Source organism: Mycobacterium sp. IDUB_17 (assembly GCF_055419465.1).
In genome coordinates, this window is sequence record NZ_JBVAXS010000001.1 from 72,340 (window position 1) to 98,573 (window position 26,234).

General features: G+C 67.2%; 26 protein-coding genes. 20 read left to right on the top strand and 6 right to left on the bottom strand.

The window, feature by feature from the left end; genetic code table 11:
* Window positions 1-8 precede the first annotated feature (8 nt).
* Window positions 9-686, bottom strand: coding sequence for a TetR/AcrR family transcriptional regulator (locus tag ACZYZ7_RS00390; protein WP_135453528.1), 678 nt, complete (start codon window positions 684-686; stop codon window positions 9-11).
* Between the two features lie 223 nt (window positions 687-909).
* Between ACZYZ7_RS00390 and ACZYZ7_RS00395 the strand changes: the two genes are divergently transcribed.
* Genes ACZYZ7_RS00395 through ACZYZ7_RS00430 form a run of 8 tightly spaced genes read left to right on the top strand, consistent with a single transcriptional unit; the run spans window position 910 to window position 9,508 of the window.
* Window positions 910-2,961: a dipeptide ABC transporter ATP-binding protein gene (locus ACZYZ7_RS00395; protein ID WP_463740028.1), complete on the top strand. Its 2,052-nt coding sequence runs from the start codon at window positions 910-912 to the stop codon at window positions 2,959-2,961.
* Complete coding sequence (locus ACZYZ7_RS00400; RefSeq protein ID WP_463740029.1) at window positions 2,961-3,830, top strand: ABC transporter permease; 870 nt, start codon at window positions 2,961-2,963, stop codon at window positions 3,828-3,830. The genes ACZYZ7_RS00395 and ACZYZ7_RS00400 overlap by 1 nt, the downstream gene beginning before the upstream one ends.
* Before the next feature lie 15 nt (window positions 3,831-3,845).
* A complete protein-coding gene (locus ACZYZ7_RS00405; RefSeq protein ID WP_135453530.1) occupies window positions 3,846-4,850 on the top strand; it encodes an ABC transporter permease in 1,005 nt (334 codons plus the stop codon).
* A complete protein-coding gene (locus ACZYZ7_RS00410) occupies window positions 4,851-5,486 on the top strand; it encodes a cysteine hydrolase family protein (RefSeq protein ID WP_463740030.1) in 636 nt (211 codons plus the stop codon). It begins immediately after the preceding gene.
* Window positions 5,483-7,063: an ABC transporter substrate-binding protein gene (locus tag ACZYZ7_RS00415; RefSeq protein WP_463740031.1), complete on the top strand. Its 1,581-nt coding sequence runs from the start codon at window positions 5,483-5,485 to the stop codon at window positions 7,061-7,063. The genes ACZYZ7_RS00410 and ACZYZ7_RS00415 overlap by 4 nt, the downstream gene beginning before the upstream one ends.
* On the top strand, window positions 7,063-7,920 hold the full coding sequence (locus ACZYZ7_RS00420) for an N-acyl homoserine lactonase family protein (protein ID WP_463740032.1): 858 nt from the start codon (window positions 7,063-7,065) through the stop codon (window positions 7,918-7,920). The genes ACZYZ7_RS00415 and ACZYZ7_RS00420 overlap by 1 nt, the downstream gene beginning before the upstream one ends.
* A complete protein-coding gene (locus tag ACZYZ7_RS00425) occupies window positions 7,917-8,450 on the top strand; it encodes a hypothetical protein (protein ID WP_463740033.1) in 534 nt (177 codons plus the stop codon). Before ACZYZ7_RS00420 ends, ACZYZ7_RS00425 begins: the two co-directional genes overlap by 4 nt.
* Before the next feature lie 26 nt (window positions 8,451-8,476).
* Window positions 8,477-9,508, top strand: a complete 1,032-nt coding sequence (locus ACZYZ7_RS00430) for an isopenicillin N synthase family dioxygenase (RefSeq protein ID WP_463740530.1) — start codon at window positions 8,477-8,479, stop codon at window positions 9,506-9,508.
* On the opposite strand, the gene ACZYZ7_RS00435 is transcribed toward ACZYZ7_RS00430, so the two are convergent.
* Window positions 9,501-10,574, bottom strand: a complete 1,074-nt coding sequence (locus tag ACZYZ7_RS00435) for an iron-siderophore ABC transporter substrate-binding protein (protein ID WP_463740034.1) — start codon at window positions 10,572-10,574, stop codon at window positions 9,501-9,503. The genes ACZYZ7_RS00430 and ACZYZ7_RS00435 overlap by 8 nt on opposite strands.
* A gap of 176 nt (window positions 10,575-10,750) precedes the next feature.
* On the opposite strand from ACZYZ7_RS00435, the gene ctaD reads away from it, so the two are divergent.
* Genes ctaD through ACZYZ7_RS00450 form a run of 3 tightly spaced genes read left to right on the top strand, consistent with a single transcriptional unit; the run spans window position 10,751 to window position 14,120 of the window.
* Window positions 10,751-12,478, top strand: a complete 1,728-nt coding sequence (ctaD, locus tag ACZYZ7_RS00440; RefSeq protein WP_135453536.1) for an aa3-type cytochrome oxidase subunit I — start codon at window positions 10,751-10,753, stop codon at window positions 12,476-12,478.
* Window positions 12,479-12,520: 42 nt separating this feature from the next.
* Window positions 12,521-13,765, top strand: a complete 1,245-nt coding sequence (gene serB, locus ACZYZ7_RS00445) for a phosphoserine phosphatase SerB (protein WP_450068683.1) — start codon at window positions 12,521-12,523, stop codon at window positions 13,763-13,765.
* A gap of 46 nt (window positions 13,766-13,811) precedes the next feature.
* Window positions 13,812-14,120 carry a hypothetical protein gene (locus ACZYZ7_RS00450; protein WP_036439478.1) on the top strand — a complete coding sequence of 103 codons (309 nt, stop codon included), beginning with the start codon at window positions 13,812-13,814 and terminating at the stop codon, window positions 14,118-14,120.
* Between the two features lie 7 nt (window positions 14,121-14,127).
* Here ACZYZ7_RS00450 and yczR read toward each other — a convergent pair whose 3' ends face one another.
* Window positions 14,128-15,567: a MocR-like transcription factor YczR gene (gene yczR / locus ACZYZ7_RS00455; protein ID WP_450068684.1), complete on the bottom strand. Its 1,440-nt coding sequence runs from the start codon at window positions 15,565-15,567 to the stop codon at window positions 14,128-14,130.
* A gap of 64 nt (window positions 15,568-15,631) precedes the next feature.
* On the opposite strand from yczR, the gene ACZYZ7_RS00460 reads away from it, so the two are divergent.
* The 8 genes from ACZYZ7_RS00460 (at window position 15,632) to ACZYZ7_RS00495 (ending at window position 21,804) form a co-directional block, all read left to right on the top strand.
* The gene (locus ACZYZ7_RS00460) at window positions 15,632-15,778 is read left to right on the top strand and encodes a hypothetical protein (RefSeq protein ID WP_167857786.1); all 147 of its coding nucleotides are present in this window, start codon (window positions 15,632-15,634) and stop codon (window positions 15,776-15,778) included.
* Window positions 15,775-16,491, top strand: a complete 717-nt coding sequence (yczE, locus tag ACZYZ7_RS00465; RefSeq protein WP_450068685.1) for a membrane protein YczE — start codon at window positions 15,775-15,777, stop codon at window positions 16,489-16,491. The genes ACZYZ7_RS00460 and yczE overlap by 4 nt, the downstream gene beginning before the upstream one ends.
* The gene (locus ACZYZ7_RS00470) at window positions 16,422-17,291 is read left to right on the top strand and encodes an ABC transporter ATP-binding protein (protein WP_450068686.1); all 870 of its coding nucleotides are present in this window, start codon (window positions 16,422-16,424) and stop codon (window positions 17,289-17,291) included. The genes yczE and ACZYZ7_RS00470 overlap by 70 nt, the downstream gene beginning before the upstream one ends.
* Window positions 17,288-18,151 (top strand): NUDIX hydrolase, encoded by an 864-nt coding sequence (locus ACZYZ7_RS00475; protein WP_463740035.1) that lies wholly within the window; start codon window positions 17,288-17,290, stop codon window positions 18,149-18,151. The genes ACZYZ7_RS00470 and ACZYZ7_RS00475 overlap by 4 nt, the downstream gene beginning before the upstream one ends.
* Window positions 18,139-18,819: an enoyl-CoA hydratase gene (locus ACZYZ7_RS00480; protein WP_450069241.1), complete on the top strand. Its 681-nt coding sequence runs from the start codon at window positions 18,139-18,141 to the stop codon at window positions 18,817-18,819. Before ACZYZ7_RS00475 ends, ACZYZ7_RS00480 begins: the two co-directional genes overlap by 13 nt.
* Window positions 18,820-18,910: 91 nt before the next feature.
* Window positions 18,911-19,867, top strand: coding sequence for a class I SAM-dependent methyltransferase (locus ACZYZ7_RS00485; RefSeq protein WP_135459949.1), 957 nt, complete (start codon window positions 18,911-18,913; stop codon window positions 19,865-19,867).
* Complete coding sequence (locus ACZYZ7_RS00490) at window positions 19,867-21,039, top strand: THUMP-like domain-containing protein (protein ID WP_450068687.1); 1,173 nt, start codon at window positions 19,867-19,869, stop codon at window positions 21,037-21,039. Before ACZYZ7_RS00485 ends, ACZYZ7_RS00490 begins: the two co-directional genes overlap by 1 nt.
* 75 nt (window positions 21,040-21,114) lie before the next feature.
* Window positions 21,115-21,804 carry an esterase gene (locus tag ACZYZ7_RS00495; protein WP_450068688.1) on the top strand — a complete coding sequence of 230 codons (690 nt, stop codon included), beginning with the start codon at window positions 21,115-21,117 and terminating at the stop codon, window positions 21,802-21,804.
* A gap of 26 nt (window positions 21,805-21,830) precedes the next feature.
* Here the strand turns inward: ACZYZ7_RS00495 and ACZYZ7_RS00500 are convergent, their stop codons facing one another.
* Window positions 21,831-23,114 carry an outer membrane protein assembly factor BamB family protein gene (locus ACZYZ7_RS00500; protein WP_463740531.1) on the bottom strand — a complete coding sequence of 428 codons (1,284 nt, stop codon included), beginning with the start codon at window positions 23,112-23,114 and terminating at the stop codon, window positions 21,831-21,833.
* Between the two features lie 117 nt (window positions 23,115-23,231).
* On the opposite strand from ACZYZ7_RS00500, the gene ACZYZ7_RS00505 reads away from it, so the two are divergent.
* The gene (locus tag ACZYZ7_RS00505) at window positions 23,232-23,975 is read left to right on the top strand and encodes an acyltransferase (protein ID WP_135453542.1); all 744 of its coding nucleotides are present in this window, start codon (window positions 23,232-23,234) and stop codon (window positions 23,973-23,975) included.
* A 9-nt stretch (window positions 23,976-23,984) separates the two neighbouring features.
* Here the strand turns inward: ACZYZ7_RS00505 and ACZYZ7_RS00510 are convergent, their stop codons facing one another.
* Together ACZYZ7_RS00510 and ACZYZ7_RS00515 are read right to left on the bottom strand one after the other, a co-directional pair.
* Window positions 23,985-24,581 (bottom strand): hypothetical protein, encoded by a 597-nt coding sequence (locus ACZYZ7_RS00510; protein WP_463740532.1) that lies wholly within the window; start codon window positions 24,579-24,581, stop codon window positions 23,985-23,987.
* 329 nt (window positions 24,582-24,910) lie between these two features.
* Window positions 24,911-26,152 (bottom strand): glycosyltransferase family 4 protein, encoded by a 1,242-nt coding sequence (locus tag ACZYZ7_RS00515; RefSeq protein WP_450068690.1) that lies wholly within the window; start codon window positions 26,150-26,152, stop codon window positions 24,911-24,913.
* Window positions 26,153-26,234: the final 82 nt, after the last annotated feature.

Consider the following 26,234-nt stretch of genomic DNA (forward strand, 5'->3'; position numbering starts at 1 on the left):
AATGCAGACTACGGGTCGGATGCGCTGTTCCTGTTATGCCTGTCGATCTCGCGGTGGCTACGTGAACGCAGGGCTGCGGCCGCATCGTCAGGAATGCCCAGGACGCGCATGCAGGCATCCGCCACGTGGAACGGCATATCGGAACGTTTCGGACCGGGCGGCATCGACCACACGTTGACCAACGATTCGACGAGCCGGAACGGGAGGTCGGCGGCTGCTTCGTGAACGCCGGTCCGCCGGCTCAGTGCGCGACTCACAGACAGATAGTGCAGCCGTAACCGCTCCCGGTCCGACCAGAACGGTTCGAGCTTGGCTTCACGCAATTCGGGCAGCAGGTAGAGCGCACCGAGGTTCCACCTCCCGGACATCAGTTGCGCGCCGTCGAACGCCGCCAATGCGTGCAGATGTTCATCGGCGGTCAAAGCGGGTTCGGTGCCCAGCAGGCTCGGGATGAACTCGAGGGTCGGCGCAACGGTCTGCTCGAGCAGTGCGCACAAGATGTCGTCCTTGGTCTTGAAGTAGTGGTACAGGGATGCCTGGCGGACACCGACCGCCTCGGCGATCGCCCGCGTCGAAGTACCCGCGTAGCCGGTTGCGGTGAACAATTCCCCTGCGGCGTCGAGGATTTCGTCACGAGCGGTGTGCCCCTGCCGACGCTGGGCGTGTACCCGTGGTCTTCCTGCCATAGGGCCATGGTTGGCTCTTCAGCCGCAAACAGCCAGCGCAGGGGGTATCGGTCACTCGATAGAAACGCGCGACACGTGACGGTTACCGGGCCCGTCAATTCCTTTACACCTCATTAACGCCTGTGACACCCAGTGACGCCGCCGCCGGGGAAAACTGTCGCTCGACAGGCTGCGGCACAGGGTGGTGACGCGGAACAGCCAAATCGCTTCTGGGAGGCCCACGATGGCTGAGGTCACGATCGACATGACCTTCCCCGCGGATCTCGGCGCAGATGACCCCGCGACTGACGACTCGGCGATACACGCTGAGCCGACGTCACTCTCACCGCCACAGCCGGTTGCCACCATCGATGACCTACACGTCACCTTTCGTCGCAATGGCCGCGACATCCACGCGCTGCGCGGAGTCTCCCTCACCATCGCCCCGGGGGAGATCGTTGGTCTGGTCGGTGAATCCGGTTCCGGCAAAACCGTTCTGGGGTTCACGATGCTCGGCCTGCTGGCCAAGAGCGCCAAGATCGGCGGGTCGGTCCGGGTGGTGAACTCCGACATGGTGAACGGCGGAACCAAGGCGTTGCGCAAGGTGCGCCGCCTCGACCTGGGCGCGGTGTTCCAGGATCCGATGACCTCGCTCAACCCGACCATGCGTATCGGCAAGCAGGTGGCCGAGGCGGCCGGCAGCGAGCAAGAGGCGCTGCGCCTGCTCACCGCCGTCGGTATTCCGGAGCCCAAGCGCCGGATGCGGGCATATCCGCACGAACTCTCCGGCGGGCTGCGTCAGCGCGTGATGATTGCGATGGCGGTCGCGGGGGACCCAGAACTCGTCATCGCCGACGAACCGACCACCGCGCTCGATGTCACCGTTCAAGCCCAGGTCTTGCGGCTGCTACAACGGCTGCGGGACGAGATCGGTTGCAGCATCGTGCTGATCACCCACGACCTGGGCGTTGCTGCGCAGATCTCGGATCGCATCGCGGTGCTCTACGCGGGGCGCATCGCCGAAATCGGCCCCGCCGCCGAGGTGCTGGCCAACCCCGCCCATCCCTACACCAAAGGACTGCTCGGCAGCCGGCTCACCCTGGATACCGCACGTGACCGGAAGCTCGCCGCGCTGCCCGGCGCGGTGCCCAGCCCGGCCTCGCCATTGCCCGGATGTGCCTTCGAGCCGCGGTGTGCCGTGGCCTCCGGGGACTGTTCAACGTCGCTACCGGAGCCCGTTGTCGTTGCACCCCAACGAGTCAGTGCGTGTGTCCGGCCGATGGCGGACATCGCCGGCGTGGTGCGGCCCTCGGCAGCGAAGGCCGCAGAATTGTTCCCGGCCAAGGTGGCGGACAGCGCCGAGCAGCCACCGGCCGTGGCGCTGGCCAATGTCGCCAAGACGTTCGCGGTGTCGCGACGATGGCTGGATCGTTCGGCCGACAATCACGGAAAGCTGTACGCGCTGCGCGGCGTGACCATGCGTGTGCGCCAGGGCGAGTCCGTGGCCCTGGTCGGGGAGAGCGGCTCGGGCAAGTCCACGCTGTTGCAGATCATCGCCGGGCTGGAGAGTCCGACCTCGGGATCCGTCCAGGTGGCCGGCGGTCAACGACCACAGATGGTCTTCCAGGACGCGGGCGCCTCACTGACACCATGGCTGTCGGTCGGTGAGTTGATCGCCGAGCGGTTGCGCGGCACCAAGATGGCGGCGGCTCAGCGCCGCACCGTCGTGGCGGAGGTACTTGAACGGGTCGGTCTGCCGGCCGAGGTGGCCAAAGCGCGTTCAGGGGAGCTGTCCGGCGGGCAGCGCCAACGGGTTTCGCTGGCGCGGGCCACCGTTGTGCCACCGTCGGTTCTGCTGTGCGACGAGCCGACCAGCGCGCTCGACGTGTCGCTGGCGGCTTCGGTCCTCAACCTGATCGGGGATCTGCGCCGCAGTCTGGACATGTCCGTCGTCTTCGTCACCCACGACCTGTCCGTCGCCCGGGTGGTGGCCGACCGGATCGCCGTGATGTATCTGGGTCGCATCGTCGAGATCGGACCCGCAGATCAGGTGATCGGCGACCCGGCCCATCCGTACACCCGGGCACTCGTCGACGCGATCCCCGACCTGGGCCGCGAATCACGCGTACTGGCAGGCGAGCCCGCCAGCCCACTGTCACCGCCGGATGGCTGCGCGTTCCACCCGAGATGTCCGATCTCGATACCGGCGTGCGGCGGTAGCGAACTCGACGTCCGGTTGGAGGGCACACCGGGCAACCCCCATCACGTTGCGTGTATCGAAAGGCGGGCGGTCTGATGGCGATAGCCGTTGCGTTCCCCACGTTGGCGAGCGGGCGTGCACGCCCGTGGTTGTCGCGGTCGTGGCCACGGTCCACGGTGCTCAACTGGGCCGGATTCTCGATGGTGATCGTGCTGACGATGCTCGTCATCGCGGTGCCGCTGATCGCCCCGCACGACCCGCTCACACCGGTGGGCATGCCGCTGCAAGCGCCTGGCAAGAACGGGTTTCTGCTCGGCACCGACAGCGTCGGCCGCGACATCCTGTCCCGAGTTCTCTACGGCGCCCGTTCCAGCTGGTTCGCCGCGCTGGTCGTGGTCGCTGCCGGACTCGCGATCGGCGGGTTGATCGGCCTGATCGCCGGCGCGTCCGGAGGCTGGATCGACTCGGTGTTGATGCGCATCACCGACGGGTTCCTGTCCCTGCCCGCCCCGGTGCTCGCGATCGCCGTAGTCGCCGCGCTCGGACCGAGTTTCGTGCACACCCTGTTCGCGGTGTCGATCGTCTGGTGGCCGTTCTACGCCAGGCTGGTACGCGGCGAGATTGCTCGCCTGGCTGCCCGCCCACACGTCGAGGCCGCCAAACTCGCTGGGGTGAGCCGATTCCGGCTTGCGACGCGGCACCTTCTTCCGGGTGCGGTGCCGAACGCCCTCGTCGCCGCCAGCCTGGACCTGGGCACCCTGATCCTCACCGTGGCGGCACTGTCGTTCCTCGGGCTCGGGCAGGCCGCGCCGGCACCCGAACTGGGTGCCGACTCGGCCCGCAACCTCAGTTATTTCCTGCAGCAGTGGTGGATTCCGGTGATGCCGGGTCTCGGTGTCCTGGTTCTGGCGCTCGTCGGAAACATCGCCGGGGACTGTCTGCGCAACCTGATGAAGAACCGGTGAGTGAGGAGGATTCGAATGAAGACTTTCGTGGCTTCCCGGCTGGGTGCGATGATCGCCATCCTGATCGCCCTTACCGGAGTGATGTTCGTGCTCCAGCACGTCTCGCCGCTGGACCCCGTGAAGGCGCAGTTGGGTGCACAGGCCTCGGCCCAGGCGGTCGCCGCCAGACGCGAGGAACTCGGCTTGAACCAGCCGGTGCTCGTGCAGTTCTGGCACTACCTGACCAATGCGGTGACCGGTGACCTCGGAACCTCCTACCGCACCCGTCACCCGGTGTTGTCGGACCTCGGCAGCTTCCTGCCGGCCACCTTGGAACTCGCGATCTTCGGGATCGCCATCGCGCTGGTGCTGGCGGCCCTGCTGGCCTTCAGCACCACGCTGAAATGGCCGGGTGCCCAGGTGCTTCGGGCGGTGCTGTTCACCGGTGCCGCGGCGCCGATGTTCCTGCTCGGCATCCTCGGGCTGATCGTGTTCTACCAGGAGCTGGGCTGGGTTCCGGCCAATGGGCGCATCGCGGTGTCGAATCCACCTACCGGGCCGACGGGCCTGCTCACCGTCGACGGCCTCCTGCACGGCCGGTTCGACGTGGTGGCCGATGCCGTACAGCACCTGATGTTGCCGGCCCTCGTGATCGCGATCGGCCCGGCCGTGGCGATCGGGCGGGTACTGCGCAGCAGCCTGATGACCGACATCGACAGCGACTACGCACGGACCGCCCGGGCCAAGGGGCTGTCGGAGGGCCAGATCATGACGCGGCACGTGCTGCGCAACTCCGTCGGGTCTGCGTTGTCGATGACGGGTCTTCAAGTGGGCCTGATGTTCTCGGGCGTGCTCGTCGTCGAGCAGGTCTTCGGGTGGCCGGGAATCGGCCAGTACATCGCCCAGAGCATCCCGGTCGCCGACTTCCCGGCCATCGCGGGCGTCACCTTGATGTTGGGTGCGCTCTATGTAGTCATCAACACCGCCGTGGACCTGCTCCAGGCGGCAGCCGATCCCCGTATCGCAGTAATAGGAGGTTAGGTGCCCAAACAGCCACTCATCGTGGGTAATCCAGTACTTGTCGTGGTCGACATACAGGAAGGCGGTGGAATGTCGGCCCAGGACGCCGGGATTCCGGTGATGCCCGGTCATGCCGAGCGCGTCGCCGTCGCCGAGAAGCTGCTCGCCGCAGCGCGTGCGGCTGATGTGCCGGTGGTGTTCTTCCAGGAGGTCCACCGGCCCAGCGGCATCGACTTCGGCCGCGAGCTCGACGGCACCGAGGGCGTCCACTGCGTCGAGGGGCAGCCCGGCACCGACCTGGAACCGACCCTGCGGCCACTGCCCGACGAGTTCCACATCGTGAAGCGGCGCTACTCCGGGTTCATCGGAACGGATTTCGAGATCGTCCTGTCCGGCCTCAAGGCGTCGACGCTCATCCTCATCGGCGGACTCACCGACGTGTGTGTGCACTACACCTTCGCCGACGCCCACCAGCGTGACTTCTACGTGCGCGTCGTCACCGACTGCGTGGGCGGGTCGTCGCAGTACCGGCACGATGCCGCGCTCGACGCCATGGAGTACCTGCAGACCGGTGCGCTACGAACCTCCGACGAGATCCTCGCCGCCTTCACAAAAATCGCCACGTCCCAGCCCGTTCTCGAAGGAGCCGCACGATGATCAAGCGATGGACGACCATGGCCGCCGTGAGTGCGGTGGCGGCGTTGATGCTGAGCGCCTGCGGCGGTTCGGATTCCGGGAGCGGCACACCCAGCGCGGCACCGACCGACAAGGTGCTGCACCTTTCGTTCCTGCAGGACCCCGGTCAGCCACCCGACCCTGACATCTACTACGCCGGCCAGGGCCTGCTGCTGACCACCAATATCTACGAGGGGCTGCTGCAGTACCAGGCGGGAACCGACAAGCCCGTATTGGAACCTCTGCTGGCCACCGAGTGGAAAGCATCGCCGGACAACAGAGTGTTCGATTTCAAGCTGCGCCAGGGCGTCAAGTTCCATGACGGCACCCCGTTCACCGCGGAGGCCGTCAAGGCGTCGTTCGATCGCAGGCTGGCGGTCAACCAGGGGCCGGCCTACATGGTCAAGGACGTGGAATCGGTTACCCCACACGGTGATTACGACGTCACCATCACGCTGAAGGCGCCCAACGCGGCCTTCCTCGACTACCTGGCGTGCGCCTACGGGCCCAGGATGCTGAGTCCTCAGGGCCTGCAGCAGAACGCGGGCACCGATCACGCACAGAGCTATCTGACGAATCACGATCTGGGGACCGGCCCGTACACGCTCACCGCGGCGGAGGTCGGATCGCGCTATGCGCTGGCGTCATTTCCGGAGTACTGGGGTGCCAAGCCGTACTTCGAGAAGGTCGAGATGCCGGTGATCACCGACGTTTCGGCCCAACAACTCCAGTTCAACAACGGGCAGCTCGCCGCGATCCTGCATGACCTGCCCTCGTCAGCGGTCCAGTCGTACCTGGACAACAAGGCGTTCGCCAATTACTCGCTGCCGACCATGATGTCCAACTACCTGTACGTGAACCCACACAAGGGCATGATGGCCGACGCCAAGAACCGCACTGCGGTGCTGCAGGCGATCAACGTCGACGAGCTGGTCAAGCAGACGTACTTCGGGCGCGGTGATGTGGCCGGACAGATCTATCCGCCCAACATGATGGCCTCGGACTTCGCCAATCAGGCTGTGGCTCACGATCCGTCGGTGCTCAGCGGCATCGCAGGGGGACTGCCCGCCGACCAGAAAGCGATCACGATCGGCTACGACTCGAGCAATCCCGACAATCAACTGGTCAGCAATCTGCTTCAGACACAGCTTGCCGCTGCAGGATTGACCGCCAAGGTACAGGCCTACCCGACGTCAGAAATCTACGGTTGGGTCGGCACCGACGGTCAATCGGCTCCGGAGATCTTCACCGCGCTGGCGTGGCCCGACGCCCCGTCGCCGTACACCTGGGGACACATCACGTGGGATGCCGACGGCGGCCTGAACTACCTGGGCTGCTCGGCACCGCCGGTCACCGAGGCGTTGGCCGGTGGCCTGCCCACCGGTGACTCCGCGGTGTTCTCGCGGGCCGGGCTGGAAGCGGTGAAGACCGGCTGCTGGCTCAACATCGCCGACGTCAACGACTTCATGGTGGCCCAGCCCTGGCTCAAGGGTGTCGAACAGTCCCACGTGGTTACCAACCCCAACTCGTTGCGGCTCGCCGCGCTGTCGGTGGGCTGATGGCGACGCTGGTCCGCAAGAGCGGAGTCCGCCACATCATTCTGCTCACCCTGGGTTGGGAGGAACTGCCGAAATCGGTGTCGGTGTACGGAGCGCCGGCCGCGGAGCGCATGCGCGAACCCGTTCCGGGCGTGCTGCTTCAGACCGATGGCGGCTGGGTGCTGCTCGACACGGGGTTCAACACCGCACTCGTGCGTGACCCCGCGTTGTATCGCCGGTTCTTCCCGACCGTGGAGTACCGACCGGTGCTCCCGGGGCCCGGCGAGCCGATCGAGCAACGGCTCGCCGAGGTCGGAGTCGACTTCGAAGACATCCACACCGTCGCGGTGAGCCATCTGCACCACGACCATGCCGGTGGGCTGAAGCTGTTCGCCGGCAAGGTCCCGGTGCACGCCCAACGCCGTGAGCTCGAATACGGTCTGTCCAACCACCCTGAGCCGGAACGCAATGCGATCGTCCGGGTGGACTTCGACGATCCGAACATCGACTGGCGGCTGGCCGACGGCGAGGCCACGATCGCACCCGGCATCACCGCGATCCCGACGTACGGACACACGCCGGGGCATCAGAGTTTCGCGGTGGAGCTCGATGAGTCAGTCGGCGGCGGCGGGTTCGTGTTCGCATTCGATGCCGCAGATCTCACGGAGAACATCGAGCACGAACTCCCGATCGGCGGGTTCATCGACGTCGATCCCGAGGAAACGGTCGAACCGATCCGCAAGCTCAAGAAGCTGGCGCGCGACAAGGGATATCAGTTGATTCCCGGCCATGACCCGGAGGTGTGGCCCGGGCTGACCGAGCACTTTCACGAGCGCTTCGGGCCGGTTCCGCACGGGCTGGAACAGGAATTCTCATGAAGCCGGTGATGGCCGCGGAGTGTGCCGGACTGTGGCGGCGCACCCTGCTGATCGAGGCCGACGGATCACGTGACACCGGGACAGACATCGCGTGGTTGCAGGCCGGCAGCGCCTACGTCGACTCTCGGGGCTTCGGCGGTGAGCTGGTCCAGCGCGGCACCGTCTTCTCCTGGCGCCGTGATGTCGAGCTGGTGCCGTCGGGCCCGGCTCCCGACGAGGGTGAGATGCGTTGGGAAGGAGACACTCTGATCGAGACCGGGGTGCATGAAGACTACGTCGAGCACTGGGTGCGGGAGCTCGGTCCGACGACTCCGCGTGGCGGGTACTTCCTGCGGGCACCCGACGGAGGCCAGGCCATCCTGGTGCGGGTCGGCCCGATCTTCGCGTGGCTGGGCGCCGGTGAGGTGGTGATCGACACGGTGGGCGGGCCGCGATGGGCCGCACTCGCAATCGACTTGGAAGGTCAGCAGATTCAGGCCAACGGCGTGCGCTGGGTCGTGGAACGAACCGAAGGGACAGTGAATCTGTGAGTGGCACATCATCGTTGGCGGCGTTCATGTCCGTGCCGATCGTCGACATCAGTGGGCTGCGTTCGGCCCGGCGCGAAGAGCGGGAACGGGTCGCGGCCGAGATCGGCACGGCGGCCCGAGAGGTCGGCTTCTTCTACATCAGCGGATCCGGCATCGAGGAAGCGGTATTCGACCGGATGCTCACTGCCACCAAGCAGTTCTTCGCCCTGCCGCTGGAGGAGAAGATGCGCAGCTACATCGGGCTGTCCCAGTGTCACCGCGGTTACGTCCCGGTGGGGGAGGAAGGTCTCGAATCCGACAGCCCGCCCGACCTGAAGGAAGCCTTCGACACCGCACTGGACCTGCCGGCCGACGACCCCGACCATCTGGCGGGCAACCCGATGCTCGGACCGAACACCTGGCCGGATCTCCCCGGATTCGCCGAAGCGGTGACGGCCTACTACCAGGCTGTGATCGATGTTGGCCGGCAACTGTTGTGGGCGTTCGCGGTGGCGCTGGGGGAGGACCCCGAGGTGTTCTCCCGGCACACCACGAAAACGCCCAGCCAACTGCGGTTGATGCACTACCCGTACAACGCCGACGCGCAGGACGGACAGGGCATCGGCGCGCATACGGACTACGAGTGCTTCACGCTGCTCAAGCCCACCGCGCCCGGCCTAGAGGTGCTCAACGGCGCCGGCGAGTGGATCGACGTGCCACCGGTGGACGGGACGTTCGTCGTCAACATCGGCGATCTACTCGAACTGTGGACCAACGGAACATTCGTGGCGACCAGTCACCGGGTGCGCCGCGTCGCGCAGGAGCGCTATTCGTTCCCGCTGTTCTTCAACGTCGACTATCACACCGAGGTGAAACCGCTGCCCCGGTTCGTCACGGGCGACGGCTCGCAGCGTCCGGCGCTGCGAGCCGGTGAGCATCTGTTCGCCCAGACCGCGCAGACCTTCACGTATCTGCGCCGCCGCATGCAGGCCGGGGAACTGGTGCTACCCGACGGGTCGCTGGCCACCGGCCAATTCGGCCAACAGGCCGTGTACGGAGTCGACGGCCGGATCAGTTGATCGGGGCGTTCACCCAGCGCAGGTCATCAAGGATGCCGCGGGCGGCCACGATGTTCTGCCCGGTCTGCCAGACCTCGTTGTTCACCACGAACACCCGGTTGTCCTTGGCCGCCGACAGGGCCCGCCAGGCCGGGCTTTCCAGGATCTTGGGTGCGTTGTCCTTGGCTGCCGCGGACGCGAACGAGACGTAGACGATATCCGCGTCGGCGCTGCGGTAATCGGCGTCGGCGGTGCCGAGCTCCTCGTAGGGTTTGTCGGTAAACCGTTGCGCGGCAGGGCGATCCAATCCCACCGCGGCCAGCACGCTGCCAGCGAAGGTGTCGGCGCCATACACCCGGACACTGTTCTCGGTCAGTTGCACCACCGAGGCCTGGAAGTGCCCGGCGTCGTTCTGCGCGCCGGTATCGCGGGCGGCGTCGTCGAACTTCGCGATCAGGTCGGCCGCGGCGTCCCGGCGACCGGTCGCCTCACCCACCGCGCGCAGTGTGTCGCGCCAGGCGGCCCCGGGCGCCCCGGTGAACACGGTCGGGGCAATCGCCGACAGCGCGCCGAACGATGCAGGGGTGAGGCTCGCGGAACCGAGGATCAGCTCCGGGTTGGCCGACTTGATGGCCTCGAGGTCCGGCGCGTTCCGGGAACCTGCCGGGGCGACCCCGTGCACGACGGCCCCCAGATAGGAGGGCTGCTCGGACGAACCATCCGGAAGTGCCGCCGCGACGATGCGCGACTGCAGGCCCAGCGCGCACAGCGCATCCAGTTGGTCCCCGGACAGCGCGATGATGCGCTGCGGGTCGCCACGCACCTCGGTGGACTCCGGAATATCGGCACCTTCGGCGCGCGCGTTGCGGACCTCTCGTGCCGACTGATCGGCGGCGGCCGGCTCGGCCGCGCAGGATTCGTCGGGGCGGCGCTGATTACCCAGCACGCCGGCGTCGGCGATCTTGGTGACACTGGTGGTCATCGACGTCTGCGCCTGTTGCGTCTGCTCGGCAGAGCCGCACCCACTGGCGAGTGTCGCGGCCGCGGCGATCACCGCGACGGTGGCGCGGGGTCGGTTGGTCAGCACCGGGCGACGGTAGCATTCATCGTCTTATCGCTGGTCAGGGCCTCGCGGCTGAAAGTCGCGACTCCAGGGAGCGACTCAGTACGACGGTTTGTAGGACCCACGGGCGCACAGGCCGCCGGGAGCGTTAGGATTCAGGTCGATATGCGGGATTTCCCGACGAATCTTTGGAGGATCTCTTGGTAGCCGAAGCGCCCCCAATCGGAGAACTCGAGGCACGTCGTCCTTTTCCGGAACGGATGGGCCCCAAGGGCAACCTGATCTACAAGCTCATCACGACGACCGATCACAAGTTGATCGGCATCATGTACTGCGTCGTCTGCTTCGCCTTCTTCTTCATCGGCGGTCTGATGGCGCTGTTCATGCGTACCGAGCTGGCGATGCCTGGGTTGCAGTTCCTGAGCAATGAGCAGTTCAACCAGCTGTTCACCATGCACGGCACGGTGATGCTGCTGTTCTACGCGACCCCGATCGTGTTCGGGTTCGCCAACCTGGTGCTCCCGCTGCAGATCGGCGCGCCCGATGTGGCGTTCCCGCGGCTGAACGCGCTGTCGTTCTGGCTGTTCCTGTTCGGCGCGCTGATCGCCCTGGGCGGCTTCATCACGCCGGGCGGTGCCGCGGACTTCGGTTGGACGGCCTACTCGCCGCTGACCGACGCCATCCACTCGCCGGGTGCCGGCGGTGACCTGTGGATCCTGGGTCTGGCCGTCGGTGGTCTGGGCACCATCCTCGGTGGCGTCAACATGATCACCACCGTGGTCTGCATGCGTGCGCCCGGTATGACGATGTTCCGGATGCCGGTGTTCACCTGGAACATCCTGGTGACCTCGATCCTGGTGCTGATCGCGTTCCCGATCCTGACCGCCGCGCTGTTCGGTCTGGCCGCCGACCGCCACCTGGGCGCGCACATCTACGACCCGTCCAACGGCGGTGTCCTGTTGTGGCAGCACCTGTTCTGGTTCTTCGGTCACCCCGAGGTGTACATCATCGCGCTGCCGTTCTTCGGCATCGTGTCCGAGATCTTCCCGGTGTTCAGCCGCAAGCCGATCTTCGGTTACACCACGCTGATCTACGCGACCATCAGCATCGCGGCCCTGTCGATCGCGGTGTGGGCGCACCACATGTACGCCACCGGCGCGGTCCTGCTGCCGTTCTTCTCCTTCATGACGTTCCTGATCGCGGTCCCGACCGGCATCAAGTTCTTCAACTGGATCGGAACGATGTGGAAGGGCCAGTTGACGTTCGAGACGCCGATGCTGTTCTCGGTCGGCTTCCTGATCACCTTCCTGCTGGGTGGCCTGTCGGGCGTGCTGCTGGCCAGCCCGCCGATCGACTTCCACGTCACCGACAGCTACTTCGTCATCGCGCACTTCCACTACGTGCTCTTCGGCACCATCGTGTTCGCCACCTACGCGGGCATCTACTTCTGGTTCCCGAAGATGACCGGACGTCTGCTCGACGAGCGCCTGGGCAAGCTGCACTTCTGGCTGACCTTCATCGGCTTCCACCTCACCTTCCTGGTGCAGCACTGGGTCGGTAACGAGGGCATGCCGCGCCGCTACGCCGACTACCTGCCCAGCGACGGCTTCACCACGCTCAACGTCGTCTCCACGATCGGTGCCTTCGTCCTGGGCATCTCGACCCTGCCGTTCGTGTGGAACGTGTTCAAGAGCTGGCGCTACGGCGAGCCGGTGACGGTCGATGACCCCTGGGGTTACGGCAACTCGCTGGAGTGGGCGACCTCCTGCCCGCCGCCGCGGCACAACTTCACCGAGCTGCCCCGAATCCGTTCGGAGCGACCGGCGTTCGAGCTGCACTACCCGCACATGGTCGAGCGGATGCGCGCCGAGGCCCACGTGGGCCGCGCGCATCACCCAGAGCTCGAGTCTGCGGACCGCTCCAGCTGACGGGTGGCAGCATCCGGGGGTGAGCACGTCGAGGATGTTTCGATGACCGGTGCTCCACGAGAGCGCTCGTCAGTACTGATCACCGTCACCGGAGTCGATCAGCCCGGTGTCACATCGGCGCTGTTCGAGGTGCTCGCCCGCCATCAGGTGGATCTCCGCAACGTCGAACAGGTCGTGGTCCGCGGCCGGCTCACCTTGGGTGTGCTGGTCGCGGCACCGGTCGAGTTGGTCGACGGCGATGCGCTGCGCAGTGACGTCGAGACGGCGATCCACCGGCTCGGCCTGGACGTCACGATCGAGCGCAGTGACGACATGCCTGTCATGCGCGAGCCGTCGACCCACACGATCGTGGTGCTGGGCCGTCCGATCACTGCTGAGTCGTTCAGCGTGGTGGCCCGTGCGGTCGCAGGTCTGGGCGTCAACATCGACACGATCCGCGGGGTGTCCGACTACCCGGTGACGGGCCTGGAACTCCGTGTGTCGGTGCCTGCGGGGGCCGCGTACAGCCAGCTGCAAACGGCGTTGGCCCAGGTGGCGGTCGACGAAGGTGTCGACATCGCGCTCGAGGATTACAGCCTGGCACGGCGGGCCAAGCGGCTCATCGTCTTCGACGTCGACTCCACGCTGATCCAGGGCGAGGTCATCGAGATGCTGGCCGCCCGGGCCGGCATGGAAGCCCAGGTGGCCGCCGTCACGGAAGCCGCGATGCGCGGCGAACTGGATTTTGCCGAATCGCTGCACCGCCGGGTCGCGACCCTGGCCGGTTTGCCGGCCTCGGTGCTCGACGATGTCGCCGATCAGGTGGAGTTGACGCCCGGCGCCCGGACAACCATCCGGACCCTGCGGCGGCTCGGCTTTCACTGCGGCGTGGTGTCGGGCGGTTTCCGCCAGGTCATCGAGCCACTGGCGCACGAACTCATGCTGGACTACGTGGCGGCCAACGAACTGGAGGTCGTCGACGGCAAGCTGACCGGACGGGTCATCGGCCAGGTCATCGACCGACCGGGTAAAGCCAAGGCACTGCGCGATTTCGCCCAGCAGGTCGGCGTGCCCATGGAACAGACCGTGGCCGTGGGGGACGGGGCCAATGACATCGACATGCTGGCGGCAGCCGGCCTCGGCGTCGCCTTCAACGCCAAACCTGCGTTGCGTGAGGTCGCCGACGCGTCGCTGAGCCATCCCTACCTGGACACCGTGCTGTTCATCCTCGGCGTCACCCGCGGTGAGATCGAGGCCGCCGACGCCCAGGACGGCATGCTGCGTCGCGTCGAGATCCCCGAGGACTGACGTCGGGAAGGGTGAACCGGCAGGCACCCTGAAGTAGGGTGTGGGCATGGCGAACCTGAAGCACACGGTCGTGGTTGGCGCGTTCGCCGTTGCGGCAGTCCTGGGACAGTTGGCGGTCGCGGCCCCGGCGGAGGCCAAGCGGTGCCCGTCGGGAACGGTGCAGACCAAGTTCGAGGGTGTGTGCGTGGCCGGTTCGTCCGGCGGCGGGATGGGTGCAGTGGCACCGCCGGTGATGGCGCCCAGCGCCGGGGGGACCAACATCACGAACCAGCCGGGCCAGCTGCCGACGGTAAACGGGATTCCGTGCACCATCGAGCACTACAGCACGTGCTACGCGATGTCGCAGCAGCCTTGATCGCTGACTAGACCACCAGCGTCTGCGGTTGCGCGCTGAGCGTGCCGGTGATGCTGTGCCAGGCCCGCACCAGCAGGTGCACCGCCTCTTCCAGTTCGGATTCCGGGAGCGCATAGGGCAGCCGGATGAACCGTTCCAGCGTGCCGTCCACCCCGAACCGCGGGCCGGCGGGCACATCCAGGCCCAGCCGCATCGCGGCGGCCGACAACGCGGTGCTCATCGGCGCGGGCAGCTTCACCCACAGCGACATCCCGCCGCGGCCGTGCCCGGGCTGCCAGTCCGGAAGCTCACGGGCCAGCAGCGCCACCAGGAACTCCCGACGGACGCGCAGGATCTCGCGCCGTTCCGGTAGTACCTCGGCGTGCATCTCGAGTAGCTTTGCCGCGGCGAGTTGTTCGAGGATCGGGGTACCGAGGTCCACCGAAGGCCGGATGGCGGCGATGGTGGCCAGCGTGCCGCGCTCGGCGCGAATCCAGCCGACCCGCAGACCGCCCCAGAACGATTTCGACATCGAGCCGATGGTCAGCACCAGATCGTTGCGGGGGACCGAGGCCGCCAGCGGTTCGGGAGGCGCCTCGTCAATCCACATGTCGATGATCGATTCGTCGACGATGGTGCGGGTGCGCGTGTCGGAAATGATCTGCCCCAACCGCTTTCGCTCCGCTGCGGGCATGGTGAAACCGGTCGGGTTGTGACTGTCGGGAACCAGGTAGGCCAGGCTCGGGGCGAGCTGCCGCAGCGCGGCCTGTACGGCATCGAGCTCCCAGCCGTCCCCGGTGAGTGCGACAGGCACCGCCCGCGCTCCCGCGGTCGAGATCGCCGACAGCGCGCCGTGATAGGTGGGTTGCTCGACGAGTACCCGGTCGCCGGGCTGGGTGTGGCTGGCCAGGATCAGCCCGATCGCGTGCTGGGCTCCGCTGGTCACCATGATCTGGCTCGGATCGGTGGGTAGTCCTCTGGCGCAATATCTTTCGGCAATCGCCGCGCGAAGCGGTCCGACACCCATCAGTTCGTGACCGGGCTCGCGCAGATACGGCGCGATATCGCGAGCGGCTTCGGCGAACGCCTCCAGTACAGCGGTGCCGGGCGCGGACAGGGCGGCGGCGGCCAGGCTGACCGTGGGTGTGGTGGCGTCGGGCCCGATGTGGCCGGCGGCCGGCAGGGCGGTGATGCTGCGGGCCCCGCGGCGGGCGTGCAGGTAGCCGTCGTCGCGCAACTGGGCGAAGGCGGCGGTGACCGTCGTGCGCGACACCCGCAACGACTCGGCCAGCGCCCGTTCGCTGGGAATGCGTGACCCGACCGGGACCCGGCCGTCCACGATGAGCAGCCGGATGGCGTCGGCCAGGCCGAGATAGGCGGGGCCACTTTGGCTGGAGGTGCGCCAGTTACCCAGTTCGCGGGCCAACAGGTCCACGTCGAGGGCTCTAGCCGCCATATCCATCGACATAATGAGGCCAGTATGTGTCAACTGGATATTGAATGGCAAGCCAGATGGTCGAGATCATGGGTGCATGGCCCGGAACTGGATTTCCCGACTGGCGGAGAATCTCCGCCGTATGTACGACCCCGGCAACTACCCCGGAGACCGCGACGTGGACGCCCGCCGGGTGCGCAGCGAGCTCGACGCGATCCGCGTCCGATTCCCTGACCACGCATGAGGACCGCATTCAAACGCGGTGCCCTGCTCCTGATCGGCCTGTGCGGCTACGGCGCGTCGATGGCGATGATGGTGCGTGCCGGGCTCGGCCTCGATCCGTGGGACGTCTTCCACCAGGGCCTGACCCGGCACACCCCGCTGTCCCTCGGAATGGCCTCGGCCGTCGTCGGCGTCGTCGTCCTGCTGGCCTGGATCCCGTTGCGGAACCGGCCCGGGATCGGGACCGTCGCCAACGTCATCGTCATCGCCGTCATGGTGGACGCGACGCTGGCCATCCTGCCCGCGCCGTCGGCGATGCCGGTGCGCATCGCGATGATGACCGGCGCCGTCGTGCTCAACGCCATCAGCACCGTGCTCTACATCGGCGCCGGCCTGGGCCCCGGACCCCGGGACGGCCTGATGACCGGACTCGTCGCCCGCACCGGGTTGTCGGTGCGTCTGGTGCGCACCGGAATTGAGGCGACCGTGCTGGCGGTGGGCTGGCTGATGGGCGGCACCGTCGGGATCGGCACCGTCATCTACGCGTTCGGGATCGGGCCGCTCGTGCAGCTGTTCCTGCGGCTGATGCCACGGTCGTTGTTGTTCCACGATTTCAGCGGCGGACGTGCCCGGGCGGATCGGGAACCGGTCACTACGATGAGCGAGTGGCCTCAGGGGAACGTACCGACTCGACAATCGGCGACGACGAAGACGGAACCGACCCCGACCTCTTGATCGACTTCGCCAGGGTGAGCCTGCGGCGTGGCGGCAACACCCTCGTCGGGCCCATCACCTGGGCCGTCGAACTCGACGAACGCTGGGTGGTGATCGGCCCCAACGGGGCGGGCAAGACCTCGCTGCTGCGGATCGCCGCCGCCACCGAACATCCGTCATCAGGCACCGCCTACGTGCTCGGTGAACGGTTGGGGCGCACCGACATGTCCGAGCTGCGGGCCCGGGTCGGCCTGAGCAGCTCGGCGCTGTCCCAGCGGATCCCCGACACCGAGGTGGTGCGCGACCTGGTGGTGTCGGCGGGCTACGCCGTTCTGGGCCGCTGGCGCGAGGATTACGAGGACGTCGACTACGCGCAGGCCATCGACATGCTGGAAAGCGTCGGTGCCGAACATCTTGCCGAACGGGCCTACGGGACCCTGTCGGAAGGTGAGCGCAAACGGGTCCTGATCGCCCGGTCACTGATGACCGACCCCGAACTTCTGCTGCTCGACGAGCCGGCGGCCGGGCTCGACCTGGGCGGCCGCGAGGAGCTGGTAGCCCGGTTGACCGATCTGGCTGCCGACCCCGATGCGCCGGCCATGGTGTTGGTCACCCATCATGTCGAGGAGATTCCGGTCGGGTTCAGCCACGCGCTGATCCTGTCGGAGGGCAAGGCGGTGGCCTCGGGTCTGCTGACCGAGGTGTTGACTGCTGAGAACCTCTCCAAGGCGTTCGGTCAGTCGATCGCCCTGGACACGATCGACGGGCGCTACTTCGCCCGGCGAACCAGGACCCGAGCGGCGCACAGGAGGCGTGAATGAGCAGCAGTACCCCCGACGATCCACTGGTGCCCCGGCCGGCGGCCACGGTGATGCTGGTCCGCGATGTGCACTGCGGAGGTGCGCCGGATATCGAAGTCTTCATGATGCGTAGGCATGCGGCGATGGAGTTCGTCGCCGGGGTGATGGTGTTCCCGGGCGGGGGAGTCGACGACCGCGACCGCAATGCCGACATCGCCTGGTTCGGACCCGAACCGGACTGGTGGGCACAGCGGCTCGGCGTGGACACCGGGCTGGCCGAGGCGCTGGTATGCGCCGCGGCCCGCGAGACCTTCGAGGAATCCGGCGTGTTGTTCGCCGGGCCGCACAGCGGACCAGGCGACCCGGGCATCGTGTCCGACGCCTCTGTGTATGGCGAGGCGCGTGCCGCCCTGGCCAACCACTCACTGTCCTTCGCCGATTTTCTGCGGGACGAGAAACTCGTGCTGCGCGCCGACCTGCTGCGGCCATGGGACAACTGGATCACTCCCAAAGAGGAACGCACCCGCCGCTACGACACGTTCTTCTTCGTCGGCGCCCTGCCCGAGGGCCAGCGGGCCGACGGCGAGAACACCGAGACCGACCGGGCGTTCTGGAGCACCCCGCAAGCCGGTCTCGACGACTTCGAGCAGGGCAACTCGTTCCTGCTGCCGCCGACCTGGACCCAGCTCAACTCCCTCCACGGCCGTTCGGTCGCCGACGTGCTGGCGACCGAACGCAAGATCGTCGCCACCGAACCCAACCTCTCCCTCGGCGAGGGGAGCTGGCAGATCGAGTTCTTCGACAGCGGCCGGTACAACGCGGCCAGGAACCACCGGGCCCCGCTGGGCCGCGGCGGGGCGGCCGGGGAATCGGTTCAGTGAACGAGTTCGTCAACGCGATCACCGGGGCGGCGCCGGAGCAGGACCGTATAGGCACCCTGATGCTGTCGCGGCCACCCACCAATGCCCTGACCCGGCAGATGTACCGCGAGATCATCGCGGCGGCCCACGAGCTGGGTGAGCGCACCGACATCTCGGTGGTGATCCTGTTCGGCGGGCATGAGATCTTCTGCGCCGGCGATGACGTTCCCGAACTGCGCACGCTGAACACGGGTGAGGCCGCCGCCGCCGACGCTGCGCTACGCCAGTGCATCGAGGCCGTGGCCGCCATCCCCAAGCCCACGGTGGCCGCGATCACCGGCTACGCGCTGGGCAGCGGGCTGAGCCTGGCGATGGCCGCAGATTGGCGGGTCAGCGGCGACAACGTCAAATTCGGTGCAACGGAGATCCTGGCCGGTCTGGCGCCCCGCGCCGGCGGCGGTGCGCGGCTGGCCAAGGTCGTCGGGGCCAGCAAGGCCAAGGAACTCGTGTTCAGCGGCCGGTTCGTCGGCGCCGAGGAGGCGCTGGAACTCGGGCTGATCGACCAGATGGTGGCACCCGACCACGTCTATGACGAGGCACTGGCCTGGGCGCGGCGATTCGTCGACCATCCGGTGGACGTGTTGGCCGCGGCGAAGGCCGCCGTCGACGGAGTGGTGGACCGGCCCTGACGCCCACCCCACCCGGGCCGTTAGGCTGCCCTGCATGACTGACATCAAGGATTCCGGCGCCGACGTTGACGCGGCGGTCGATGTAGCTGGCATGCCGACTCCTAACCCGCACGCCACGGCCGAACAGGTCGAGGCCGCGATGCACGACAGCAAGCTCGCGCAGGTGCTCTACCACGACTGGGAAGCCGAGACCTACGACGAGAAGTGGTCGATCTCCTACGACCAGCGGTGTATCGACTACGCCCGCGGCCGGTTCGACGCGATCGTCCCCGAATCCGAGCAGCGCGAGCTGCCGTACGACCGGGCCCTCGAGCTGGGCTGCGGTACCGGGTTCTTCCTGCTCAACCTGGTCCAGTCCGGTGTGGCGCGGCGCGGTTCGGTGACCGATCTGTCCCCGGGCATGGTCAAGGTCGCCACCCGCAACGGTCAGTCGCTCGGCCTGGACATCGACGGGCGGGTCGCCGACGCCGAGGGCATCCCCTACGAGGACAACACGTTCGATCTGGTGGTCGGGCACGCCGTGCTGCACCACATCCCCGACGTCGAACTCTCGCTGCGTGAGGTGGTCCGGGTGCTCAAGCCCGGCGGCCGTTTCGTGTTCGCCGGTGAGCCCACCACGGTCGGCAACAAGTACGCCCGGGAGCTGTCCACCCTGACCTGGCACGCCACCACCAACCTGACCAAGCTGCCCTGGCTGAGCGGCTGGCGCCGTCCCCAGGCCGAACTCGACGAGTCCTCCCGCGCCGCGGCGCTGGAAGCCGTCGTCGACCTGCACACCTTTGATCCGGCCGATCTGGAGCGGATGGCCACCAACGCCGGTGCGGTCGAAGTGCGCACCGCCAGCGAGGAATTCACCGCGGCGATGCTGGGCTGGCCGGTCCGCACCTTCGAGGCCGCGGTGCCGCCGGGGCGTCTGGGTTGGGGCTGGGCCAAGTTCGCGTTCAACAGCTGGACCACGCTGAGCTGGGTCGACTCCAACGTGTGGCGCCGCGTGGTGCCCAAGGGCTGGTTCTACAACGTGATGGTCACCGGGGTCAAGCCGTCATAGTGTTCGATCCCGCCGACGTCGCATATCTGCGGTCGCAGGCGGGAGCACAGGCCCTGGATGAGGTGGCCGGGCGCCGCCTCACCGGGGCCAGCCTGGTCAGCGACATCGCCGCTGTCCGAACACAATTCGGTGATCACGCCGGAATTCTGGTGGAGACCGTACAGCTGAGGCGTCGGGCCGCGGCCAAGTTCGACGACCCGGGGCAGTGGCTGTTCACCGACGAGGCGCTGCAACAGGCCACGGCTGCGCCGGTGGCCGCGCATCGGGCCCGCCGGCTGGCCGGGGCCCGGGTGCACGATGCCACCTGCTCGATCGGCAGTGAGCTTGTGGCACTGCGTGATTGCGCAGCACAGCTGGTCGGCAGCGACCTCGATCCGGTGCGGCTGGCGATGGCCGCAAACAATCTTGATGACGGCGGCCCCGCTGTCCCACTGTGCCGTGCCGACGCGCTGGCGCCGGTCACCCGCGACACGGTGGTGATCATCGATCCGGCCCGCCGGTCGGGCGGACGGCGCCGATTCGACCCACGGGCCTACACCCCGGCGCTCGACGCGGTCCTGGACGTCTACCGCGACCGGGACCTCGTGGTGAAATGCGCTCCGGGAATCGATTTCGATGCGCTCACCGAGATGGGGTTCGGCGGTGAGATCGAGGTGACTTCGGTCGGGGGCAGCGTGCGCGAAGCCTGCCTGTGGTCGCCCGGTCTGACCGAACCCGGTGTACGCCGGCGGGCCAGCATGCTCGAAACCCGTGAAGAGATCAGCGACGCCGAACCCGACGACTGTTCCGTGGCCCCGGCGGGGCGCTGGATCGTCGACCCCGACGGTGCGGTGGTGCGTGCCGGGTTGGTACGCCACTATGCGGCGCGGCACGGCCTGTGGCAGCTCGACCCCGATATCGCCTACCTGTCCGGTGACGAGTTGCCCGCCGGGGTGCGCGGTTTCGAGGTCCTCGAGCAGCTGCATTTCCAGGAGCGGCGGTTGCGCGCCGCACTGGCGGCCCGGTCGGTAGGGGCGCTGGAGATTCTGGTTCGCGGCCTGGACGTGGATCCCGATGCGTTGCGGGCCCGGATGCGGCTGCGTGGCACCGAGCACCTGGCGGTGGTGATCGCGCGGCTCGGTTCCGGGGCGGCCAGCCGGGCAACGGCATTCATTTGTCGCCCGTCGCGATAACCGCCAAGTAACCTGGTCCCAAACACGCCGGTGGTTCAACCGGTGTGAGTTGATCGCCTGCGAGGACGACTGACGATGCGAATTCCCCCTGTGACAGCGCTGCTGGCAGCCGGTGCGCTGCTCGGCTGGCTCGGCATATCGGTGGCAGCTGCGCAGTCGGCCTGCGCCGACCTCGGCGGAACCGTCGACGGCGACGAGATCTGTCAGGTGCACACCGCGAATGCCACCTACACACTGGATTACACGTTCCCGCTCGGGTACCCCGATCAGCAGGCTGTCGCCGGTTACCTGATCCAGACCCGCGACGGCTTCGTCAACGTGTCGGGAATGCCCGGCTCACGCGATCAGCCCTACGTCCTGGACGCCAAGGGCACCGCCTACAGCTCCGGGACGCCTGCTCGCACCCAGAGCCTGGTTTTCGAGGTGTATCAGAACGTCGGTGGCGCCCACCCGCAGACTTGGTACAAGACGTTCAACTACAACGTGGCCACGCGGGCACCGATCACCTTCGACACCCTGTTCAAGCCGGGCTCCAAGCCGTTGGACGTGATCTTCCCGATCGTCCAGCGCGAATTGCAGAAACAGTCCGGCGTCGAACTGGCGATCCCGTCGACCGTCGGACTGGACCCGGTGCACTACCAGAACTTCGCGATCACCGACGACTCGGTGATCTTCTACTTCGGGCAGGGCGAACTGCTGCCGGAGGCCGCCGGAGCCAGCCAGGCCAACGTCCCGCGGTCAGCCGTGGCGGCACTCCTGGCCTGACGCGCGAGATCGCGCCTGACGCGTGATCAGGCCGGCGCGAACCCGTACACCTGGCCGTCACTGGTCGCGGTGACGATCCGATGGTCGTTCCCGATCGATACCCCGACGGGCCAGCCGGTGGCCTCCGGAACGGGATAGGCATTGAGGGTGTGCCCGTCGGAGGTGTCGAACACCAACAGGGTCTGGCCGTGTCCGCCCTCGCGGGCAACCGTGTAGCCGACACCGTCCGCGCGACTCGATGTGGTCAGCGGGACCACATCGTCCCGGGTCCAGGCCACCTCGCCGTGGTCTCCGGCATCGCGCACCGCGGTCAGCTTGGCCTCCGGTCCGCCCCCGGCCACGATCAGCCCTTCCGGCGACACGGACGGCGGGGTCTGGGCCAGATAGTTCAGTGGCACCGACCATTTCGGCGAGCCGTCGGCAGAGTTGAGTGCCCACAGCTTCTGGTCACGGCCGTTGACGTACACCGTCGAACCGTCGGCGGACAGTACCGGGCTGGCCAGCGGTCCGCGGCCCACGGCGTTGCTGGTCCATTCCTGGGTCAGAAGAGTGGCCTGGCCGGGGTGGTAGCGCAGCCCCATCAGCACGGGCGCCTCGGCCCCGGGCTGCCACACACTGAGCACTACGAGGCCGGCCTGATGGGAGAAGGCCGGTGCGGCCGCCACCGGGCACCGCGACCGGGCCGGCTGGCAGTCGCCCAGACCACGCTGCGAATCGGTCGGGTCCACACCGGAAACCAGATCCAGCGGTGTTCCCTCGACCGTGCCGCGGTGCCCGTCGAACACCAGCACCTGGCCCAGATGGGTGACCACCAGCAGTTGGCCGTCATCGAGGAGCCGGGGCGTGGTCGGCATGCCGATCACCGGTTGACGCCAGCGGATCCACTGTGTCGGCGGGAAGGACAGGATGGTGCCGGGCTGCCCGACATAGACGTTGTCGAAGCCGTCGAACAGGGGACTGGACCAGCCACCGCCCAGAACCAATCGCGTGCACCAGCGCTGGCGGGCGTTGTTGTCGGCCTCCCACACCATCAACGAACAGCCCCCGGCGGTCTGCGCGTTGACCGCCAGGCGATTATCCGTGCTCAGTGCCACCTGGGCACCCAGCTCACCCTTGACCGACCGGCTCCACTCCAGGCGGAGCGCCTCGGGGCCGCGGGCTCGGATGTAGCTGCTGTTGGCGGCGTCTCCGTACTGCGCTGACCAGCCCTGTGCGGCGTGCGCTTCCACCCAGGAATCGGTGTTCTCGCAACCGGCGAGCAGGCCTGTGAACAGCACCGCGACCGCCAGTGCAAGGTATCGCCGGAACACGATGTCCTTTCGTCGCCGAACACGCATGGGGCAGGTATGAGTGGCCCAGGTGAGGGTACCCGGCCGCGCGGCAGGACCTGGTAACGCGCCTGTTGGCCTCGCGTAGGCTGTCCGGCCATGACGACGATGTGGGGCGCCCCGATTCACAAACGCTGGCGGGGCTCCCGGCTACGTGATCCGCGCCAGGCCGACTTCCTGACCAAGGCGTCGCTGAAATGGGTGATCGACAACCGCGCCTACACCCCGTGGTACCTGGTGCGGTACTGGCGGCTGTTGAAGTTCAAGCTGGCCAACCCGCACATCATCACTCGCGGCATGGTCTTCCTCGGCAAGGGTGTGGAGATCCAGTGCACGCCGGAGCTGGCGCAGATGGAGATCGGTCGCTGGGTTCACATCGGCGACAAGAACACCATCCGCTGCCACGAGGGCTCGCTGCGTATCGGCGACAAGGTGGTGCTGGGCCGCGACAACGTCATCAACACCTACCTCGACATCGAGCTCGGCGACTCCGCGCTGATGGCCGACTGGTGCTACGTGTGCGACTTCGACCACAAGATGGACAACATCGACATGCCCATCAAGGACCAGGGGATCATCAAGGGCCCGGTGCGCATCGGCCCGGACACCTGGATCGCCGCCAAGGTCACCATCCTGCGCAACACCTCGATCGGCCGCGGCTGCGTGTTGGGCGCCCACGCTGTGGTCAAGGGTGAGATCCCCGATTTCTCGATTGCCGTCGGGGCGCCGGCCAGGGTGGTCAAGAACCGCAAGCTGGACTGGGAGACGTCGGCCGCCGAGCGCGCCGAGCTCGCCGCGGCACTGGCCGACATCGAGCGCAAGAAGGCGGCCAACAGCAACTGACCGGGCCGCTCAGGCCCCGTTGCACACCCCGGAATCGCGGATCACGTTCCCGTAGACATTCGCGGTGGCGATGTTGGCGTTGATCACCCCGGCCGGCTGCTGTTTCTGGATCTTGTCGCTGATCTGGGTCAGCTGATACCACAGGTGATAGATCGAATCACCGTTGTACAGCGGTGAATACTGGCTCTGGTCGGGGTAATTGGTGATGTACAGGGTGTGAGCTCGGGGATCGAGGAACGCCGCCGACTGATCGACGTTGGCTTTCACGGCGTTGCCTGCGGCCTGCACGCCGGGTGCGGTCCAATAGTCGTGCTGCCCGCCCAGGAAATTCTGGAAACCCACGATCTGACTCATCAACGTGCCGTATTGGGCGTTGAACCACTGGCAGGACTCACGCTGGGCGTCGATCTGCTCTCCAGTGACGCGCACCTGCCACAGGTTGTAGGGGAACACCGTGTAGTTCGGTGACCAGTCCGAGGGTTGGGGCACGAACGCCGGCAGTGAGGGCGCGGTGCCGTTGGGCTCGGCGGTCGCCGGTGCGGCCAGGCCGAGTGTGAGCGTTGCGCCGACGAAAGCAGCGCAGACCGTACGTAGATGTCGGGGGATCTGGACCACGCCTCGATTGTGCTTGGTCAGTGCGGCGCCGACAGCGGATCGACGATTCTCGCATCCGGCGCCGGCTGAACCGGTCACCGAGCGATCCTGCGGTCAGCAGAAACGCCGCGAACGTGACGTTGTAGGCGTCGATGGTCCATTGCGCACCGGTCACCCCGCCGCCGAGGTCACTGCCGATCGCGGGGAGCGCCAGGTTGACGGCGTTCGCGTCGACCAGGCCGACGAACAGCCCGAGGTAGGCGGCGATCAGCGTGAGGATGGGCGAGCGTTGTGGTGCCATAACCGCACGCTAGGTGCGGAATGGTTCGACGCCGGTCGAATCAGCGGTCGGGCAGGGCGTGCTCGACGATCGGCCGGCGCGGATGTGGCTCCCGCTCGGCACGTTTGGCGGCCAGATAGACCTGGCTGGTCTCGGCGGCCACGGTGTGCCAGTCGAAGTCGGCGCTGAGCCGCTCGCGCGCGGCGATCGCCCGCCGCTGCGCGGCCTCGGGATCGTCGAGCACAGCGCGGACCGCCGCGGCCAGCCCGACCACATCCCGTGGTGCAAAGGACATTCCGGTCTGACCGTCGATCACCGCTTCGCCCAGGCCGCCGACGTTCGAGGTCACCAGCGGGGTTCCGGTGGCCGCGGCTTCCAGTGCCACGATGCCGAACGGCTCGTAGTGGCTGGGCAGCACCGCGGCGTCGGCGGCCTGCAGGGCCTGCAGCAGTTCCTCGTGCCCGAGCCGTCCGACGAACCGGGTCGCCTTGAGCACCTTGTGCTTCCGGGCCTGCTCGATAAGCCACTGCTGCTGGGTTCCGTCGCCGGCGATGGTCAGGGTGGTGCCGGGATGTGCGCGCCGGATACGGGGCAGGGCCGCAATCGCGTCGTGCACACCCTTCTCGTATTCCAGGCGGCCGAGATAGAGCAACTCGGGTGGACCCTGCCGGGGACGTCGCGGCGCGAACGGCCAGAGATCGGCGTCGATCCCGTTGCGGATCACCCTGATCTCGGACAGCTCGGGTCCGAACAGCTCGGTGATCTCATCGCTCATCGACGCCGAACACGTGATCAGCGAATCGGATTCGCGTACCAGCCAGGATTCCACGGCATGCACCTGGCGGCTGATCGGGCCCGAGACCCAGCCGGAGTGCCGACCCGCCTCGGTGGCGTGGATGGTGGAAACCAGTGGCACATCGAAGAATTCGGCCAGGGCGATGGCGGGATGGGCCACCAGCCAATCGTGGGCGTGAACGAGGTCCGGCACCCAGCGGTCGCCCGAATTGTCTTTGACGGCAAGGCCGGTGCGCACCATGGCGTGGCCCATGGCCAGGGTCCAGGCCATCATGTCCGCGCCGAACACGAACTCATGCGGATCCTGGGCGGCGGCCACCACCCGTACTCCCTCGCTGACCTCGTCGGTGGACGGGTGCGTGCTGGGATCGGTGTCGGTGGGCCTGCGGCTGAGCACCACGATCTCGTGTCCGGCTTCGGCCAGCGCGGTGGCCAGGTGGTGCACGTGTCGGCCCAGACCGCCGACGACGACGGGCGGGTACTCCCATGACACCATCAGGATCTTCATGACTGCGTGCCTTCGTGCCGGTGTGCGGAAAGTGCTGAGGGTTGGTGGCGTGTCGGGCGGCAGACACGCAAGCTCGCGCTGA